This is a genomic window from Rahnella ecdela (assembly GCF_019049625.1).
GTDB lineage: Bacteria > Pseudomonadota > Gammaproteobacteria > Enterobacterales > Enterobacteriaceae > Rahnella > Rahnella ecdela.
The window spans coordinates 41,499-60,376 of the sequence record NZ_JAFMOY010000108.1 but is presented as its reverse complement, the minus strand read 5'-3'; the positions used below and the strand labels follow the sequence as shown (position 1 = coordinate 60,376).

At 50.2% G+C, this 18,878-nt stretch carries 19 protein-coding genes; 14 read left to right on the top strand and 5 right to left on the bottom strand.

What is annotated here, in order from left to right; all coding sequences use genetic code 11:
- The 6 genes from J1784_RS03655 to J1784_RS03630 all read left to right on the top strand — a co-directional run.
- The coding region (locus J1784_RS03655) for an RHS repeat-associated core domain-containing protein (RefSeq protein WP_217148064.1) at window positions 1–2,219 on the top strand (2,219 nt) is incomplete at its 5' end.
- A 25-nt stretch (window positions 2,220–2,244) separates the two neighbouring features.
- The gene (locus J1784_RS03650) at window positions 2,245–2,676 is read left to right on the top strand and encodes a DUF3887 domain-containing protein (protein WP_217148063.1); all 432 of its coding nucleotides are present in this window, start codon (window positions 2,245–2,247) and stop codon (window positions 2,674–2,676) included.
- The gene (locus J1784_RS03645) at window positions 2,669–2,965 is read left to right on the top strand and encodes a DUF6258 family protein (RefSeq protein ID WP_338019896.1); all 297 of its coding nucleotides are present in this window, start codon (window positions 2,669–2,671) and stop codon (window positions 2,963–2,965) included. Before J1784_RS03650 ends, J1784_RS03645 begins: the two co-directional genes overlap by 8 nt.
- Window positions 2,966–3,084: 119 nt before the next feature.
- Window positions 3,085–3,981 carry an RHS repeat-associated core domain-containing protein gene (locus J1784_RS26610; RefSeq protein ID WP_274387304.1) on the top strand — a complete coding sequence of 299 codons (897 nt, stop codon included), beginning with the start codon at window positions 3,085–3,087 and terminating at the stop codon, window positions 3,979–3,981.
- Entirely contained in the window at window positions 3,935–4,174 is a 240-nt protein-coding gene (locus tag J1784_RS03635; RefSeq protein WP_217148061.1) for a hypothetical protein, read from the top strand. The genes J1784_RS26610 and J1784_RS03635 overlap by 47 nt, the downstream gene beginning before the upstream one ends.
- Window positions 4,175–4,204: 30 nt before the next feature.
- Complete coding sequence (locus J1784_RS03630) at window positions 4,205–4,462, top strand: hypothetical protein (RefSeq protein WP_217148060.1); 258 nt, start codon at window positions 4,205–4,207, stop codon at window positions 4,460–4,462.
- Window positions 4,463–4,749: 287 nt separating this feature from the next.
- Here the strand turns inward: J1784_RS03630 and J1784_RS03625 are convergent, their stop codons facing one another.
- Window positions 4,750–5,742, bottom strand: a complete 993-nt coding sequence (locus tag J1784_RS03625; RefSeq protein ID WP_217148059.1) for a 2-hydroxyacid dehydrogenase — start codon at window positions 5,740–5,742, stop codon at window positions 4,750–4,752.
- 242 nt (window positions 5,743–5,984) lie between these two features.
- Between J1784_RS03625 and J1784_RS03620 the strand changes: the two genes are divergently transcribed.
- From J1784_RS03620 to J1784_RS03590, 7 genes are all read left to right on the top strand, one after another.
- Window positions 5,985–8,711, top strand: coding sequence for a YdbH family protein (locus J1784_RS03620; RefSeq protein WP_217148058.1), 2,727 nt, complete (start codon window positions 5,985–5,987; stop codon window positions 8,709–8,711).
- Window positions 8,708–8,902 (top strand): YnbE family lipoprotein, encoded by a 195-nt coding sequence (locus J1784_RS03615; protein ID WP_217148057.1) that lies wholly within the window; start codon window positions 8,708–8,710, stop codon window positions 8,900–8,902. Before J1784_RS03620 ends, J1784_RS03615 begins: the two co-directional genes overlap by 4 nt.
- A 59-nt stretch (window positions 8,903–8,961) precedes the next feature.
- Window positions 8,962–9,264 carry a YdbL family probable chaperone protein gene (locus J1784_RS03610; RefSeq protein ID WP_420803951.1) on the top strand — a complete coding sequence of 101 codons (303 nt, stop codon included), beginning with the start codon at window positions 8,962–8,964 and terminating at the stop codon, window positions 9,262–9,264.
- Between the two features lie 223 nt (window positions 9,265–9,487).
- Complete coding sequence (locus J1784_RS03605) at window positions 9,488–9,964, top strand: Hcp family type VI secretion system effector (protein WP_217148055.1); 477 nt, start codon at window positions 9,488–9,490, stop codon at window positions 9,962–9,964.
- Between the two features lie 24 nt (window positions 9,965–9,988).
- Window positions 9,989–10,426 carry a type IV secretion protein Rhs gene (locus J1784_RS03600; RefSeq protein ID WP_238485373.1) on the top strand — a complete coding sequence of 146 codons (438 nt, stop codon included), beginning with the start codon at window positions 9,989–9,991 and terminating at the stop codon, window positions 10,424–10,426.
- 124 nt (window positions 10,427–10,550) lie between these two features.
- On the top strand, window positions 10,551–10,967 hold the full coding sequence (locus tag J1784_RS03595) for a putative T6SS immunity periplasmic lipoprotein (RefSeq protein WP_217148054.1): 417 nt from the start codon (window positions 10,551–10,553) through the stop codon (window positions 10,965–10,967).
- 33 nt (window positions 10,968–11,000) lie between these two features.
- Window positions 11,001–11,417 (top strand): putative T6SS immunity periplasmic lipoprotein, encoded by a 417-nt coding sequence (locus J1784_RS03590; RefSeq protein ID WP_217148053.1) that lies wholly within the window; start codon window positions 11,001–11,003, stop codon window positions 11,415–11,417.
- A 119-nt stretch (window positions 11,418–11,536) separates the two neighbouring features.
- On the opposite strand, the gene J1784_RS03585 is transcribed toward J1784_RS03590, so the two are convergent.
- A complete protein-coding gene (locus J1784_RS03585; RefSeq protein ID WP_112287253.1) occupies window positions 11,537–12,154 on the bottom strand; it encodes an FMN-dependent NADH-azoreductase in 618 nt (205 codons plus the stop codon).
- A gap of 303 nt (window positions 12,155–12,457) precedes the next feature.
- Between J1784_RS03585 and hrpA the strand changes: the two genes are divergently transcribed.
- Entirely contained in the window at window positions 12,458–16,333 is a 3,876-nt protein-coding gene (gene hrpA, locus J1784_RS03580; protein WP_217148052.1) for an ATP-dependent RNA helicase HrpA, read from the top strand.
- 74 nt (window positions 16,334–16,407) lie between these two features.
- On the opposite strand, the gene J1784_RS03575 is transcribed toward hrpA, so the two are convergent.
- The 3 genes from J1784_RS03575 to asr all read right to left on the bottom strand — a co-directional run bounded on the left by J1784_RS03575 (window position 16,408) and on the right by asr (window position 18,104).
- Entirely contained in the window at window positions 16,408–17,289 is an 882-nt protein-coding gene (locus tag J1784_RS03575) for a trypsin-like serine peptidase (RefSeq protein WP_217148051.1), read from the bottom strand.
- Between the two features lie 138 nt (window positions 17,290–17,427).
- Window positions 17,428–17,508 (bottom strand): small membrane protein YdgU, encoded by an 81-nt coding sequence (gene ydgU / locus J1784_RS26980; RefSeq protein WP_455567028.1) that lies wholly within the window; start codon window positions 17,506–17,508, stop codon window positions 17,428–17,430.
- A gap of 119 nt (window positions 17,509–17,627) precedes the next feature.
- Window positions 17,628–18,104: an acid resistance repetitive basic protein Asr gene (asr, locus tag J1784_RS03570; protein ID WP_120506535.1), complete on the bottom strand. Its 477-nt coding sequence runs from the start codon at window positions 18,102–18,104 to the stop codon at window positions 17,628–17,630.
- Window positions 18,105–18,878 lie beyond the last annotated feature (774 nt).

Genomic DNA, 18,878 nt, shown 5'->3' with positions numbered 1-18,878 from the left:
ATCGCTACAACGCCGCCGGTCAGCTGGTTCAGAGCGACGACGCCGGGCTGACCACGCTCTGGCACTACGACGACGAAGGCCAGCTTATCCGCCAGCAGCGTCCCGGCCTCAGCGACGGCCCGGACGAAGTGCTGTGGCGCTACGACGCCTCCGGTCGGGTGCTGGAAACCGGTCACCGCAGCGAAACCCATCTGGTCAGCGTGCGCTTTCAGTATGACGCCAACGACAATCTCACCGGCGAGCGGCAGATTATCCACAATGCGAACGGCGACCTGCTGTGGCAGCACACCGTCCGCCGCCAGTTCGACCCGCGCGGCGTTGAGTCGTCTTTAACCTGTGACGGCCTGCCGGACATCCGCTGGCAGACCTACGGCCCCGGCCATCTGCTGGGCGTGAAGCTCGGCGACGACGTCCTGCTGGAGCTCGCTCGCGACAAACTGCACCGTGAAATCACGCGGCAGTTCGGTCAACACTGGCAGTCTGAAAAAACCTATTCCCGCACCGGACAACTTGCCGGGCAACACGCTTTATCAGGCGGTCATCTAACCCGCAATTATCACTACAACGCCGCCGGACAAATGACGCAGATGTCCATCGGCGGCGGCGAACATTTTTACCGCTACACTCCCGCGGGCAGGCTGCACAGCGTCAGCTCACCGGCGGGCGTGCTGACCACCCTGACCGACCCGGCGGGCAACCGCACGCTCACGCATCTTGATACGCATCCGGCTCCGATAAACGAGCCGCCGGTCTGGCACGGCAACCGCGTTCAGCACGATGAAAAGTATCAGTATGAATACGATGTCTGGGGAAATCTGACCGCAAAACGGCCTTATTACGCGGGCTGGGTACAGCATTCGCACGACGACGAGGCGGTACACACCTTCGCTTATGACCGCGCGCACCGGCTGACGCGCTTCACCGTTGAGGATAACGGTCAGACCACGACGCGAGCGCGCTACATTTACGACCCGTTAGGGCGGCGCGTCGGCAAGCAGGTCAGCACGCTGAATCCGCAGACGCAGGAAACTGACACGCAAAACACCTGGTTCGGCTGGGACGGCGACCGGCAGGTCCTGACCGAAAACCGCGACATCCAGCTGCACACCATTTATCACCCCGGCAGCTTCGTGCCGCTGCTGCGCGCCGAGCACGCGCGGGCAGAAGACAGCCACCGCACGCTGGCGGAGAAACTCGAAGAGGACGCGGGCGGCGTGTTCCCGCCGGACGTCCATGAGCGCTTTAACGTGATTGAGCAGGAAATCCGCCGCAATCAGGTGAGTGAGGCGAACCACCAGTGGTTGGCCTCCGTCAGCCTGAAAGCAGAAAACATCGCGCTGTGGGTCGACCCGCTGCCGGAAAGCGCCGAAATGGCCCTGCACCTGTTCTACTGCAACCATCTCGGCACGCCGGTTGGGCTGGTTAATCACAAAAACGGCAAAGTAGAATGGAGCGCGGACCTCGACGTCTGGGGCAACGTACAGCGCTGCGACAACCCGCACAAACTGCGCCAGCCCATCCGCATGCAGGGCCAGCAATACGATGAAGAATCAGGGCTGCATTATAACCGGCACCGTTATTACGACCCGGCGCAGGGACGGTATATTACTCAGGATCCGATTGGGTTGAGAGGGGGATGGAATGTTTATAATTACACTACGAACCCTGTTCGGCGAATCGACCCATTAGGTTTATCGAACGGTCTTGGGGGATACGTGCAAGCACAAGGCAGTCTTGGTGTCAGTATGGTGGAAAAGGGGGCGTCTCCGCACGAAATGTCCTCTGCAGCAAGTGAGTTAGCTAGAGGCGAGGGATATGGCCACTCATTAGAAGGAACTGTGTCAGCGGACCTCAGCTTCACTGCAGATGGAGGCATTATTGGTGGAAGTGTTGCTGGTGGACTGGCTACCGGACGAAAGGCTGGAATGATTTTTCCAGACTTGTGCGCATATCTAAATGCTTGCCAGCATCTCGGAATTGGCGTTACCGGTAGCATCGCAGCGACTGTATCTGCATCAAATGCAGCACCCTCCTCAGGAATTACTAAAAGTGCGGGCATTACAACTTCAGGGGGAGCCTTAGGTGATTACGCAGCTACAGCAACTGCAGATCTGAGTAATCCTCAAAATATTACTGTAGGTGCAGGCATAGGGGTTGGAGCCGGAGGGTTCACTGGTGTAGTAACTTGCCAGCAATATCAGAAATGCATAATTAACTAATTTTTTATATTTAACAGGGGGGTAGATGCGCATTTTAAATGTATTAATATATATACTTTTACTTGCCGGGTGTGATGATAAATCACGCAGCAATGTAGCTAATAATGTGCTTGAGTTTAGAGAATTATATAACAAAAGTGAATTTTCAGCTATTTATCTTGATTCTTCAGAGGATTTAAAGAATGCCATTTCCGAAGGTGAGTTCTCTGCCTTTCTGGAAAAAGAAGTTTTTGATATTGGAAAGTATAAAGGAGACGCGCTATTAAATACTACTATAACTAATGGTAAAGATGTCTCTTTAACTTATCAAACGGAATATGAGAAGGATTATTACTTAGAGCTATTTATTTATCGTAAAGAGAATGGAGTGTATAAATTATATTATTACACTGTCGACACACAGAAGAGATTGGTATTAGATCCCATTACGCATGCTCTAAAACTTCCTAATTTCTGAGTGGGATTTTTATGATGAAGATGATCTTGAGGATGGTTATATGGTTTTCTCAAATCTATCTGACTTTGATATAAATCCTTCTGGTTCTATTCCTGATGATTATGTGGTTGATTATTCATTTACTAAAATATCCGATAGGGAGTTTTTGTTTAAAATGTACCCGGGGGGCCAGGTTCCCTCCTCTCCACAAAAAATGAGGGAGCGTGAAATATTAATAACCCATGAGGACTCTTGGCTTGAGAATAGCTTAAAAAAAAAATTGACTGAAACCATTAAAGCCATACCCTGAGTGAGAGTGATGGGCGCGACACCATCCGGGCAGAATACCTGTATGACGCTCTCGGGGGACGCATCGGAAAACGCACCAGAGGTGACGCAACAGCAGCATCAACTGGAGCAGGATCTGCGTTGAGTCTGCACAGTCAGCAATGGCTGGCGGTCTCACAACTGGCTGCAGAGCGTCTGCTGACACTGTTGAAGTCGCTACCGGAGCCGACAATCCCAACGGTTCACCTGTACCACTGTGACCACCTGGATACCCCGATTGCACTGATAAACGCACAGAGTGGCACCGACTGGCGGGCTGAGTTTGACCCGTGGGGCAGCCAGGTGGACGGCAGTAACCCGCAGCGCCTGTATCTGCCCATTCGCATGCAGGGGCAGCAATTTGATGAAGAATCGGGGCTGCATTACAACCGGCATCGTTATTACGACCCGCCGCAGGGACGGTATATTACGCAGGATCCGATTGGGTTGAGAGGGGGGTGGAATTTATATGCTTATTTAATGAATCCAGTACAAAAAGTTGATCCATTAGTACTGAGTGAGTGGGGTAAATGGGTTGGTTCATCATTTAATCTCCCAAATGATGAGATTGCAGCAGCAATAGAAGCATCAAATGGACCTTATTATGAGCCTCCTTCTGGTTCTATATCTTTTGATGGTGGAGGTTCGGCGGATATTTTTACAGGAGCAAGCAATGCTATAGGGGTGGGTTTGACTACAGATGAAAAATCACCAATCCATATGGATCTTTGTATCTACAACAATCTTTGTGAACATGAAGGAGTTGGGGCTGCAGTAGGGTATGGGGCAACAGGAACAATATCTGAAAGTGAAATGTCCTCTGGAAAATCGGACGCAGCAGGATATATGGCGACAGGTGGGATTTTAGGGAAGTTAACAATTTCAGGAACCAAAGATAGCAGTGGAAAAAAATCAGCTTCAATAGGAATTGACCCAGGTGAAGGAGCATTTGTTGGGGGAATTACGTGCCATCAATCAACTGTCTGTTTGTTTAATTAGAGGCAAAATTAAAAAGCTTAAAATAAATTGTTTATTTATTGTTTTTTTTGGATTTATGCTAGTTGTTGCAGGATGTGATAAAAAATCCGAAAAGCTGATTGTGGTTGAAAATAAAATGATAACTCTTCAGGATGAATATAACTCAGGGGAATATGAATTGATATACAATCAAGCGTCTGTGTCTTTTAAATAAGTAGCATCAAAAGACGGATTTGTTAAATTCATGGCGGAAAAATTTAATCAGTTAGGAAAGCATAAGAGTTCAAAGGTGTTGTTTAGCAAGGAGGTTAATGGGCTGATTGTTAATGTGACGTACATTTCAATATATGAAAAATATACGTTGGCGGAGGATGTAACTTTTAAAAATGAAAGCAATGGCCAGGGTATGAAACTATTCAAATATACAGTCGATACCGGCGGAAAGATAGTTCCTGTGACTAAGACTGAAAGTTCTGTGAGAGTGGATTTATCCCTCAGGTAATTATGATTGTCAAACCTCAGAATGCCCCGAAATAGGATTGCTTCTTTAATATATCATTTGTCTGAATAAGTGCGCATTCACCAGGGGTATATTTAAAATCATAATGTAGCATGTGTTTAAAAATTCATAACAGAGTTTTTAGTTTGTGAGTTTTTCAAATCTAATGGCCTACATTTCTCTTAGAATCGGTATATAAACAGGGAAATACACGCTTAACTATTGGTCAGCTAGAATGTAATAGAAATTAAAAAGGCTCACCGAAGTGAGCCTGACAATTCATACGTTTCTTATGCGGTCAGCAGATTAGGGCAGGCTTTGCCTTTCGCCAGTTGATCAATATTCATCAGCGTAGTTTCTGAAATGCTGGTCAGCGCATCGCTGGTCAGGAACGCCTGATGGCCGGTGAACAGCACGTTGTGACAGGATGAGAGGCGGCGGAACACGTCGTCGAGGATCACTTCGTTGGAGTTATCTTCGAAGAACAGGTCGCGTTCATTTTCGTAAACGTCCATGCCCAGTGCGCCGATTTTTTGCTTTTTCAACGCATCAATGGCAGCGGTGGCATCCAGCAAAGCGCCCCGGCTGGTATTCACGATCATTACGCCATCTTTCATCTTGGCAAAGGCACCGGCGTTGAGCATGTGATGGTTTTCCGGTGTCAGCGGACAGTGTAGCGAAATCACGTCAGATTCGGCATACAGCGTATCCAGATCGACATATTCCGCGCCAAGTTCCAGTGCCAGCGGGCTTGGATACGGATCAAACGCCAGAATGCGCATGCCGAAACCTTTCAGGATCCGCATCGCCGCCACACCGATTTTACCGGTTCCGATAATGCCGGCGGTACGCTGATACATATTAAAGCCGATCAGACCTTCGAGAGAGAAGTTGGCTTCTCGGGTGCGTTGATAAGCACGATGAATGTGACGGTTCAGACACATCATCATACCCACGGCATGTTCGGCTACCGCTTCCGGGGAGTAGGCCGGTACGCGCACCACGGAAATTCCTAACTCTTTCGCGGCGTCTAAGTCGACATTATTAAAGCCCGCACAACGTAGCGCGAGGGTTTTAATGCCGAGGGATGCCAGCTCCTGCAACACTTCGCGGCTGCCATCGTCATTAACGAAAATACAGACTGCATCGGCACCTATCGCTGTTTTCGCCGTTTGCGGGGTCAGCAGAAAATCGAAAAATTCCAGCTCATAGCCATAATGCTGATTGACCAGTTCCAGATATTTCCGGTCGTAATTTTTAGTACTGTAGACAGCCACTTTCATGGTGTTTCTCCGCAGTGAGTTTGAATCTCTGGCGAAACGGCTTCCGACTGTTTTATAAGGTATAAAAAGTTTCAGAAACAATTCGCAATATACGACCAAACTAGCAGAGCGCAGGGGCGCAGACAATTTATCCTGTGCTATTTGGCTCACGCGTTATGGCATTCCGGCCATCAGTTGTTACGCTAATTATGATATCTTGCGGGCGGTTAGGTCATTTAGTGAAGCATAAGACAAGGCAAGTCATGAGGAACGGACTGAAGAGAAGCGCGCAGATACTCCTGAGTATAGTGGTGATTGTCGCATTACTGATGTGGGTGTTATGGAAAACGGTGCCGCGCTGGCTGCCCGTGGTGGCCGGTCACTGGCTCCCGGCTGGAACGCAACTGACACTCAAAGGCGCACCGCGCTGGTCTGATGGTGTGTTGCAAGTGCCGGGCGTGGGTTATACCGCCGGAGACTGCCAGCTTGCCACCGCGCGCAATGCCCGCCTCAGCCGGACGGATGCGCACTGGGCTCTGAAATTGGATGCCCTTAGCGTCGACACTGCCTGTCTGGCTAAAATGCCTAAAAGCGACAATCAGCAGACGCTTTCACTGGCCGATATTCAGCAGATGTTGCCGCCCGGCGATATCAGCATCGATCATCTTTCCGTCACGCCCTGGCAGCGCTATGCCGGTCAATTGCAGATCACTAATTCTGATGGCACGCAGCATCTTTCCTTTAATGGCGAATCGCTGAAACTCGACGCGGTGCTTGACGGTAACCGCCAGCTGGCGATCCACTCTTTCAGCCTGACGCCGCCGGGAAGCGAACAGCCGGTGACGCTGAGCGGCAAACTGCTGTTGCCCGCGACATTTAATTCACTTCCGGAATCCGGCGAATTGCACGCCGAAATGCTGACCGCACAGGTGCCCAATCCGCTGGATATTCAGCTCAGCTGGCAGGCAACTGAAGGCGTGCTGACGTTGGCTGAAAAAGACGCTCAGCAGCCGCTGCTGATGCTGCCGTGGAAACTGAGCAACAATGTTTTACAGATCACACAGGGACAGTGGCGCTGGCCGTATGGCACGCAACCCTTGACCGGTGGCGTGAATCTGACGCTCAGCGACTGGACCCCGACGTTCGACCAAACCAATATCACAGCGCGTCTGAACGTGCTGACGCAGGGTCACAATGGTAAGGCGAACGTGGTGCTGACGATGGGGCCGGGGCGCGTCGGGTTGCTCGACAGTAATCTCGATTTCCGCCTGACCGGCCAGGCCAACTTACAGACCACCTCTCTCAGTGCTTCGCTTCCCGGCCAGCTTAGTGGCTCGGTTCTTAATCCTACGCTTTCACTTCACAGCGGTTCACTGCTGCGCGCGTGGGGGAAACCGACGCCGGAATTGACTATCAGCGATGCGCGCTGGCCGCTGGCAGGAGTAAAAGTGTCTGCAGAAGGCGTCAGCGGGCCTCTCCAGGCCATTCTTAAAGCGCGTCACAGTTTCTGGGGCGCGTTTGATTTACACCTCAGCGGCAAAGCGCTGGCGTTCTGGCCGGATATCGGACAGTGGAATTTCAACTACTGGGGCAATGGTCATCTGCCGCCGCTTAACGGACGCTGGGATATGTCCGGAAAAGGCCAGTGGCATGACAATCTGATCAGCATAAATTCGCTTTCCACCGGTTTTGACCGGTTGCATTACGGTCTGGTGGATGTTGAAGCGCCGCGCCTGACGCTGGAACATCCGTTGATGTGGAAACGTCCGCCGTCTTCCCGTTTTAAACCACAGTACCCTGACTCACCGACGGAATTTAAGGGTGATATCAAGCTGGTGGCGAAGAAAATTGCGCTGGAGAACGGCGGATATCTGCCACCGGCCACGCTGGTGTTGCAGCTCAGCGGTGACAGTCCGGATCGTTTCACGATGCGCGGATTGCTCGATGCTAAACCGATTGGCCCCATCAGGCTTAACGGGCGCTGGGACGGAGAGCGTCTGCGCGGTGAAGGCTGGTGGCCGAAGCAACAACTCACCGCCTTCCAGACGCTGCTGACGCCGGATCTGAACATCAAATTACGTGAAGGATCCTTCTATGCGCAGTCGGCGTTTTCGGCAGCGCGCGGGCAGGGATTTGTCGCGGGTGGCCACTGGGTGGTGAAAAACGGCGGTTTCTGGATGAAAGACGGCGACCTGAGCGGGCTGGATTTCAGTCTGCCTTATCGCCTGAAAAATGCCGTCTGGCAGCTCGGCGTGAAAAAACCGGTCACGCTGCGCATTGGGGAAGTGAATAATCTGGTCAAAATGCAGAACGTGACCGCCGATTTGCAGGGGCATTACCCGTGGAGCGAACAGACTCCGCTGACTCTGAGCAATCTTGGCGTGGACGTCCTGCGCGGGCATCTGAGCCTGTCGGCGCTCAGAATGCCGCAACATGATGCGGCGGTGCTTAAACTCGAAAAAATTAATCTCAGCGAATTGTTTACCGCTCTCAAACCAAAACAACTGGCGATGTCAGGCGTGATTTACGGTGAGCTGCCGCTGTACGTGGAGGATCCGCATTGGATCATTCACAATGGCTGGATCAGAAACGATGGCGGTCTGACGTTGCGCCTCGACCCCCAGTTCGCGGACGCGATGGCCAGCGGGAATTTCGCCAATAACATGGTGATTGGTCTGCTGCGCTATCTGGAAATCAGCCGTTCTGACGCACTTGTCAGCTTGGATAATCTCGGCGTGCTGACCATGAAAGCCAAAGTCGACGGAGTGAATTACACCGATACGACGCACGGCGGTGACAAAGAAAAAAGGGAAATCGTCCTCAATTATACCCACGAGGAAAATATCTATCAGCTTTGGCGCAGCTTGCGCTTTGGCGACAATCTTCAGGAATGGCTGCAACAGCAGATGTCTTTGCCTGCGAATGCGCTGTCGAAAAGCCCGGCGACTAACGGGCAGAAAAAAGATCCAACAGTGAGGAAGGAACAATGAAACTGCAACTTGCAGGGCTGTGCGTCGTTCTCTGCGCCGTGATGCTGAGCGGATGCGTTCCGCGCATCGAACTGGCTGCGCCGAAAGAGCCGATCACCATCAATATGAATGTGAAAATTGAACATGAAATTCATATTAAAGTGGATAAAGATGTCGAAGATCTGCTGAAAAATCAGAGCGACTTGTTTTAGGAGTCAGTATGTCCGGGATTTTTTTTAAAACTATCAGCATTAAAAGAATCAGTCTCTTGATGCTAGCCGGTGGTTTGCTGTTGTGCAGCCAGGCTTTCGCTTTAACACTCAATGAAGCGAAACAGCAGGGACGCGTGGGCGAAACGCTGTCTGGCTATCTGGCACCGTTAAAACAGGATGCTGACAGTCTCGCGCTGGCGAACCGTATAAATGATGCGAGAAAGCAGCAATATCAGCAGGTGGCGCAGGAAAATAACGTCAGCACAGACGACGTCGCAAAACTCGCCGGTCAGAAACTGGTCGCCAGAGCCGGAAAAGGCGAATTCGTGCGCGGTATTAACGGACAGTGGTTGCAGAAATAAAAGTGCGAATACTAGTTAATGGGGCAGGGAATTAATTCCGCCCCATGATTTATCCCTTCTGAATTTTCTTATTCTGATAGTCATATCGCTTTTTAAAAACAGTAAATAGCGCACCTCTTAATTCCCTGATATAAATATCATTAACAGAGTTAATATTCATTAGTGTGATGAATGATATTTCATAACTCAATTCATTAATCAATAAATTAGAAGGAATTTGAGAATGGCAAATCTAATCTACGTCAAGATAATCGGGCAGAAACAGGGTTTAATTTCCGCAGGATGTTCAACCTATGACTCCGTAGGAAACAGATTTCAGAGCGCTCACCGGGATGAAATTATTGTGCTTCATTTTGATCACGAAATTGTGCGAAGTCAGAATGTAAAACACAGACCGGTGAGCTTTATTAAGCTGATTGATAAGTCGACGCCATTAATAGGAATGGCCATCGCCAGTAATGAAAAAATGGATTTGTTTTTTGATTTTTTCAGAACGTCTTCCGTCGGTGCTCAGGAAAAGCATTTTACGGTAGAGGTCAGAGGGGCAACGATTGAACGACACAGCATCCGAGCGCCGCATTTACTGGATGCTCCGGATAAAGAGCCCGAAGAAATGATTTCAGTCGTGTATGAAACCGTCACCTGGAAGCACCACACAGCGGGAACGTCCGGCTACAGCATATGGAGCGACACGATTTAATTCGGAAAAACAGGGAGTGTATTTATGGATGTTGTGGAAAAACCACGGATGAGAGCACTGACCCGTGAAGGGGAGGTTAGAAGATTAACGATGGGCGAGATAGCACTCGCCCGGACAGTCTTTGGCAGTTATATCGACTATTCAAGAGTGTGGGTCCATTTAGGCAGTTATCTGCCATTCGGGTTGCAAAATGAATATGTAGCAATGACACCAGATGGTGAGCTCTATTTTCGAGGGGAGAATTATCAAGATGATTTTTCAACTGCAAGCCCTCCTCTCAGGCACCTATTCATCCATGAAATGACACATGTCTGGCAGTACCAAAATGGCATGTGGGTAAAGCTGAGAGGGAGCATGAGTTGGGCCGTTGATTATCATTATAATTTTGAAGGAAAAACAAGACTGAATGAATACTCAATGGAGCAACAAGCGTCCATAGTTGCCGATTATTTTTTCTGGTGAATTTTGGAGAGTCTAAATGGTATTACAATCCGCATCGAAATTATAAGGGTGATGAATTAGATAGCGTATTATCATATTACAAATTAATCTTAACCGATTTCCCAAGTTACTGAAGGACTCAATAATGATAAAAAAAACTGTTGTTGTTTATTTGGCACTATCACTTTCCGGATGTTTTTTAGGGGACCATTTCACTCCTTCAGCTGATGCGGAGGCATCTTTTGTTGGCGGGGATTTTTGTCTGACGACTCCAGGACGAACAGAAAAACAAAAATTAATCGGTATGTCCGTTGAAAAAGTGGGGGAGTCACCGGGTTCTTCAACGTTTTTTAAAAGCGAAGATGAATATATCACAATAAAAAAAGACACTTGCATACCTACGTTTGGATATAAATTTGAAGTCGGAAGTGCTTATAATGTATCTATATATTTAACTAAAGATCCGGAGCGGGATGAAAGTAATTTTTATACTAATAATTACACCACATCTTTTGTTATCTGGGAAACTACTAAGAAAGATAAACGGATTTCATATCTTTAAATTTGCGTGATGAATTCATCAAAGGAATTGATAATGTTAAGAGTATCATCACTTTTATTTCTCACTCTTTCACTGGTCGGGTGTTTTTCGGGTTACAGACCAATAATGCCAGCGCAAGCAGAAGCCTTTTTTGTGGGGGATACGCTTTGTCTGACGACGCCAGAAAGAACGGAAAAGCAAAAACTGATAGGAATATCTATGGAGAAAAGAGGGGAATCACCCGGATTCCGTAAGTTTTTTAAAAACCAGGATGAATATCTCACTGTAAAAAAAGATACCTGCATCCCTACCTTTGGCTATAAGTTTGAAACAGGAAGTGCTTACAACGTGGTTATATATTTCACCACGGATGCTGAAAGAGTTAAATCGGACGTTTCCCTAAAAAATTATTCAATTTCTTTTGTTATCTGGGAGAAAAGTGACAAGAGCAAACAAATTAGCGTTTATTGAATTTACAGAAACAAATAAAAAAGCGCGCCTCTCGGCGCGCAATCGTTTTATCACAACGTCATCTGAGCAGAACGGACAGATTCTTAAGTGAATGGTTGCTCAGATTGTGATAACTGCAATTATGCGGCAGCCAGTTCTTTGATAGCGGCATCGATTGCTGCTTTCGCATCAGTCTGAGCTTTAGTCGCCACTTCCGGACCGTATGCGATACCTTCAGCATAAACGAATTCTACGTCGCTCATCCCCAGGAAGCCCAGGAACAGAGACAGGTAAGGGGCAACCAGATCGCTTGGGGTGTCTTTATGGATACCACCACGGCTGGTCAGAACGATAACACGTTTGCCTTTCACCAGACCTTCAGGGCCTTTCTCGGTGTATTTGAAGGTCACGCCAGCACGGGCAACCAGGTCAAAATAGGTTTTCAGCTGAGTCGGGATGTTGAAGTTGTACATTGGTGCAGCGATGACGATCACGTCATGCGCCTGCAGTTCGTCGATCAGGGTGTTAGACAGCGCCAGTGCCTCTTCCTGACGTGGCGTGAGCGGAGCATCGGAAGGACGCAGTGCGCCAACCAGCTCGCCATCTAAAACAGGGATCGGGTTCGCAGCCAGGTCACGAACAGTCACGGTAGAACCGCTGTTTGCTGACTGATACTGTGCAACCAGGTAATCAGCCAGCTGGTTAGACTGAGAGAAGTTAGCCAGAATGCTTGATTTCAGAACGAGTACTTTGCTCATTAGTGAGTTCCTTAACTGTGTGGTACATAGGGTGTTGGTTTTTATAACCAGAACGTTCCCCGAATGGAACTTACTTTATTCAGAAAGCTTATACAGTGATAGCGCAATATTTAGAGACCTATCATCGATTTTTTTGAACAACTTGAAAATCCGGTCACTGAATCACCCGTTTTCAGCATCTTTAATACCTTGTGTTAACATAGACGCAAGCAGGCAAGGCATGAACCTTCCTCATCACCCATTCAGATTCAGCTGGCACAGAACGTTTGCCCTCCGGCTGACATGCAACAAGGAATTGTGAACGTGAAATCACCGCTCGCGGCATTATCAGCGCAATTAGACGGGCTGATGCTACGTGACCGGCAACGCCTGCAACGCCGTTTGCAGGGTGCCAGAAAGATTGATAAACCCGAAGCACTCGACGCGTTAAGTGCTGAAATCCAGACAGCCATCACCGAGAGCCTGAAAAAAGTCAGCGCCCGTGAAGCGTCACGGCCAAAAATCAGCTATCCGGTAAACCTGCCGGTCAGCCAGAAGAAAGAAGATATCTTCAACGCCATCCGCGACCACCAGGTGGTGATTGTGGCGGGTGAAACAGGCTCCGGTAAAACCACGCAGATCCCGAAAATCTGTATGGAGCTCGGTCGCGGTATTAAAGGTGTGATTGGTCATACCCAGCCTCGTCGTCTGGCCGCGCGTACCGTTGCCAACCGTATCGCCGATGAGTTGGATACCACGCTCGGTAACACGGTCGGGTATAAAGTCCGTTTTAACGATCAGGTCAGCGAGAACACGCTGGTTAAGCTGATGACCGACGGTATTCTGCTGGCGGAGATCCAGCAGGATCGCATGCTGATGCAGTACGACACGCTGATCATCGATGAAGCGCATGAACGCAGCCTGAATATCGACTTTATCCTCGGCTATTTACGTCAGCTGCTGCCAAAGCGTCCTGACCTGAAAGTCATTATTACCTCGGCGACTATCGATCCGCAGCGCTTCTCGCACCATTTCAATAATGCGCCAATTATCGAAGTATCCGGCCGGACGTATCCGGTTGACGTGCGTTATCGCCCGATTGTGGATGACGCAGATGATGTGGATCGCGATCAGTTGCAGGCGATTTTTGATGCGGTTGATGAACTCGGTCGCGAAAGCATGGGCGATATCCTGATTTTCATGAGCGGTGAGCGTGAAATTCGTGATACCGCCGATGCGCTGAACCGTCTGGATCTGCCGCACACCGAGATTTTGCCGCTGTACGCACGTCTTTCAAACAGCGAACAGAACCGTGTGTTCCAGTCGCATTCTGGCCGTCGTATTGTGCTGGCGACCAACGTTGCCGAAACCTCGCTGACCGTGCCGGGCATTAAATATGTAATTGACCCCGGTACCGCGCGCATAAGCCGTTACAGTTTCCGCACTAAAGTACAGCGTTTGCCGATTGAGCCGGTGTCTCAGGCGTCGGCTAACCAGCGTAAAGGGCGCTGCGGACGTGTGTCCGAAGGTATCTGTATCCGTCTTTATTCGGAACAGGATTTCCTGTCACGTCCGGAATTTACCGATCCTGAAATTCTGCGTACCAATCTGGCTTCCGTTATTTTGCAAATGACGTCACTGGGGCTGGGCGATATCGGCGCATTCCCGTTTGTGGAAGCGCCGGATAAACGTAATATTCAGGATGGCGTACGTCTGCTCGAAGAGCTGAATGCCATTAATAATGCCGTCGATGGGCGCTATACGCTGACGCCGCTGGGTCGTCAGCTGGCGCAGTTGCCGGTGGATCCGCGTCTGGCACGCATGGTGCTGGAAGCGCAGAAAAATGGCTGTGTGCGGGAAGTGATGATCATCACTTCCGCTCTGTCGATTCAGGATCCGCGCGAACGTCCGATGGATAAACAGCAGGCGTCCGATGAAAAACATCGCCGTTTTGCCGACAAAGATTCGGATTTTCTGGCGTTTGTAAACCTGTGGGATCACCTGAAAGTGCAGCAGAAAGAGCTGTCTTCGGCGCAGTTCCGCAAGTTATGCCGCAGTGATTACCTCAATTATCTGCGCGTGCGTGAATGGCAGGATATTTATACCCAGCTGCGTCAGGTGGTGAAAGAACTCGGTCTGCCGGTGAACAGCGAACCGGCTGAATATCGCGAAGTTCACTGCTCGCTGCTGACCGGTTTGCTTTCGCATATCGGCCAGAAAGATGTGGATAAACAGGAGTATACCGGCGCACGTAATGCGCGTTTTGCCGTATTCCCCGGTTCCGGTTTATTTAAAAAGCCGCCGAAATGGGTGATGGTTGCTGAACTGGTGGAAACCAGCCGCCTGTGGGGACGCATTGCCGCGCGTATCGAACCGGAATGGATTGAGCCGCTGGCACAGCATCTGGCGAAAAGCAGTTACAGCGAACCGCACTGGGAAAAAGCGCAGGGCGCCGTGATGGCGACGGAAAAAGTCACACTGTATGGCCTGCCGATTGTGGCGGCGCGTCGGGTCAACTACGGCACGATTGATCCGGTGGTTTCGCGTGAGCTGTTTATCCGCCATGCGCTGGTTGAAGGTGACTGGCAGACGCGCCACGCGTTCTTCCGCGCTAATTTACGTCTTCGTACCGAAGTCGAGGAGCTGGAACACAAATCCCGTCGCCGCGATATTCTGGTCGATGATGAAACGTTGTTCCTGTTCTACGAGCAGCGCATCGGGCAGGAAGTTGTTTCAGCACGTCACTTTGATACCTGGTGGAAAAATCAGCCGCAGGACAGCCTGAACTTTGAAAAAAGCATGCTGATCAAAGAGGGCGCGGGCAATATCAGCGCTCACGATTACCCGAATTTCTGGCACCAGGGCAATCTCAAACTGCGCGTAACTTACCAGTTTGAACCAGGTACCGATGCCGACGGCGTGACAGTGCATATTCCGTTGCCGTTGCTCAATCAGGTGACGGAAGAAGGTTTCGACTGGCAAATACCGGGCATTCGCCGCGAACTGATTATGGCGCTGATTAAATCGCTGCCAAAACCAGTTCGTCGCAATTTTGTGCCTGCGCCGAATTACGCCGATGCTTTACTCGGGCGAATCAAACCGTTCGATATGCCATTACTCGATGCGATGGAAAAAGAGCTGCGTAAAATGAGTGGCGTGACGGTGTCACGCGAAGACTGGCAGCTGGATCAGGTGCCCGATCATCTCAAAATGACCTTCCGTATTGTTGATGACAAAAACAAAACCCTGCGCGAAGGTAAAGACCTGCTGGTGCTGAAATCCGGCCTGAAAGAGCAGGTTCAGCAAACGCTTTCTGCGGTCGCAGATGATGGCATTGAGCAGCGCGATCTGCATGTCTGGAGTTTTGGTACGTTGCCTGAGCGCTACGAGCAAAAGCGCGGCGGCTATGAAGTAAAAGCGTATCCGGCGATTGTCGATGAGAAAGACAGCGTGGCGATCCGCCTGTTTGACAGCGAACTGGAACAACAGCAGGCGATGCTCGGCGGCATGCGGCGTTTGCTGTTGCTGAACATTCCTTCTCCGGTCAAATACCTGCACGAGAAGTTGCCGAATAAAGCCAAGCTGGGGCTGTATTTCAACCCGTACGGCAAAGTGCTGGAATTGATCGACGACTGTATTTCCTGCGGCATCGACAAGCTGATTGCGGAGTCCGGCGGCCTGGTGTGGCGCGAGGAAGATTTTGCCAAATTGCATGAGCATGTGCGCGCCAACCTTAACGATACGGTAGTGCAGATTGCGATTCAGGTGGAGCAAATCCTGACCACTGTTTTCAGCATTAACAAGCGGCTGAAAGGGCGGATTGATATCACGATGGCGCTGGCGCTTTCTGATATTAAAGCGCAAATGTCCGGGCTGATTTATCGCGGATTTGTCACGCAAAACGGCTGGAAACGTCTGCCGGATACCCTGCGGTATTTGCAGGCGATAGAACGCCGGATGGACAAACTGGCGATGGATCCGCACCGAGACCGCGCGCAGATGCTCAAAGTGGAAAACATCCAACAGCAATGGCAGCAGTGGTTTAACAAACTGCCGCCGGTGCGTCAGCAAAGTGAGGATGTAAAAGAGGTGCGCTGGATGATTGAAGAACTGCGCGTCAGCTACTTCGCTCAGCAGCTCGGTACACCGTATCCTATCTCGGATAAACGCATTTTGCAGACCATGGAACAGCTGGTTTAACGGGTTCTGAAAACTAAAAAACCGCCTTTAGACTAAGGCGGTTTTTTTATGCTTTAAAACGGTGATCTGATGGTTTACTGAGCGGGTGCACTGACCGGCGTACTGGCGCTGATCACACCGGAAGACAGCGTATTCAGGGCGTCGCGAATGGCCGGAACGGCGAGCGCACGGTTGTCGGCCAGATACCGGTCCTGCGCGGCAGGCGCGGAACTCTGGATCGCCACCAGCGACCAGCCGTCAGCATTTTTCAGTAACAACGGCGAACCGCTGTCGCCCGGCAGCGTGTCGCAACGGTGTGATAACACGCCCGGTTGCGCCCAGCCGGTCACCAGACAATCCTGATGCACGTATAAATCGTCCAGATGATCTTCCGGATAGCCAGCCTGCGTTACTTTCCGACCTTCCTGCTTGAGAACCGCCGTCAGGTCATCGCGTGAACCTTCCCACAATGGCAGGGGTTTGATTGGCAACGCCAGCTTTTCATCCGTCAGTCGGACCAGCGCGAAATCGAACGGAGCCGCTTTCGGCGGAACAATCCAGCCATCGCCATCGGCTTTCAGTTTCTTACCGAGTTTGGGATCCACCAGCGTTTGCAGGGCCGTTATCTGATAACGCCATTTTTGATTGTGGGAAATAAAACGCAGGGCAATCACTTTGTCGATTTTGCCCGGAGGCGCAAGAACACAGTGACCGGCAGTAAGGACCAGATGTTTGGAAATCAGGGTGGCGGTACATAAATTACCGCTTTCGGTTTCAATCTGTCCGATAGCCTGCCACGGCCAGCGCGCCGCTGCGGCGATCTGAGTGCGCTGATCGTGTCCGAAGAACAGGGCAGTTTTTTCTTTTAAGCTGATTGAAGGTGCGTCGCTGTCTGCGTCATCCGGAGAATCTGCATGAACAAGAGGACTGGCGGTAAAACAGAAAAAGCACAAAAAAAGCGGTAACGCGATGCGCATAACATTCTGACCTTGAAAACAGGGAGAACCCGATAACCAGTTATTATGGAACGATTATAGACGGTTATCTTTCGTGTTGGATAGATTTGTCTGATAACTCAATCTTTTGAGGAGATGACGGACGTCATCCGGGATATTTCAGAAGTAGAAGAACAGGGTGATCAGACCGCAGAGGATCAGAGAGCACAGGGTGATTTCGAACAGGTAGCGGCGCAGCATCTTCCATCAGTACCTCAAGATAAAGAACCGGAGAAAAAAACACCCGGCGAACCGGGTGTTAAATCATCAGTCTTGATAATGGTGAGTAGATACGCTCACAAAGACTTCTTACTGCCTACTTATGCTGCTGGAGTTGCTTTTGCAGCTGGTGCAGCTTTTTTAGCGTGTTTCACGTGTTTTTTAGCAGCCTGCGCTTTCTGAGCTACTGGTGCAGCTTTCTTAGCGTGTTTCACGTGTTTTTTAGCAGCCTGAGCTTTCTGAGCTACCGGTGCAGCTTTCTTAGCGTGTTTCACGTGTTTTTTAGCAGCCTGAGCTTTCTGAGCTACTGGTGCAGCTTTCTTAGCGTGTTTCACATGTTTTTTAGCAGCCTGAGCTTTCTGAGCTACTGGTGCAGCTTTCTTAGCTGCTTTTTTGTGTTTCTTGGCAGCCTGAGCTTTCTGCACAGGTTTTTTATGTGCTTTATGCTTAGTTGCATGAGCCGGAGCAGCGGTAGTTGCTGTTGCAGCGGGTGCCGGAGTTGCAGTGGTTTCAGCAGCGAAAGCAACTGAAGACAGGCCCATTGCAGCGGCTACAACCAGAGCTAATACTTTTTTCATGTGTAATTCCTTAAGAATTTTAGTTTAAGTGTCCACCCCACTGCGGGGCCGGTGAAAGAATAATAGGCGGGACGATCAGCGCTGTCCGTGAGTGATTGGTATCGGCGTGTAACGGAATGTACAAAGAGGGGGATTTTAGGAAAATCAGGGGATTACAGGTTGGGCTGCGTGTGAACGGCCTTTGACTTCAATTGCAACTGCAACTGCAACTTCAAAACCGTGGGCGTCGGCCCACACCGACCAGAGACCCGGTAACGCGCGGGCCTCTGGACTCCGCGCTTTTTTAACTGCGCGCTATCGCGGGCAAAAGGCACATGTCCTGTTACATCAGTGAGTGGCGCAAAATGTCATCGCTGCGCGATCCCCGAATTTCAGGTTTCGAGCCCCAGGTCTCGAACCGTTCACTCGGTGACATTTTTGAGCACGCCAATATGCTTATCTAAAAGATAAATCCATTCCGTTTTTGAATTTAAGATCGTGCGGGCGTTTCAGAAATCTTGCTGAATGAGAGGTTGCAGACTAAAGGCTGCAATCCCGAAATGAAGGCACCGCGCAGCGGCAAGATTTCCAGCCTGTCGCTGTGGTGCCTGAAACATAGCCAGCGAGCGTTAGCGCGCAGTAAAAGAGCCGGAGATTCTTAAGAGGCGCGGCGACAGGCGCCTCTTAAGGCCAGTTTGGGTGGCAACCCAAGGTGTTGACCTTAAGGCCAGTTTGGGTGGCAACCCAAGGTGTTGACTTTGACCTTACGGCTCATGGTTGCCCAACCCCATCCCG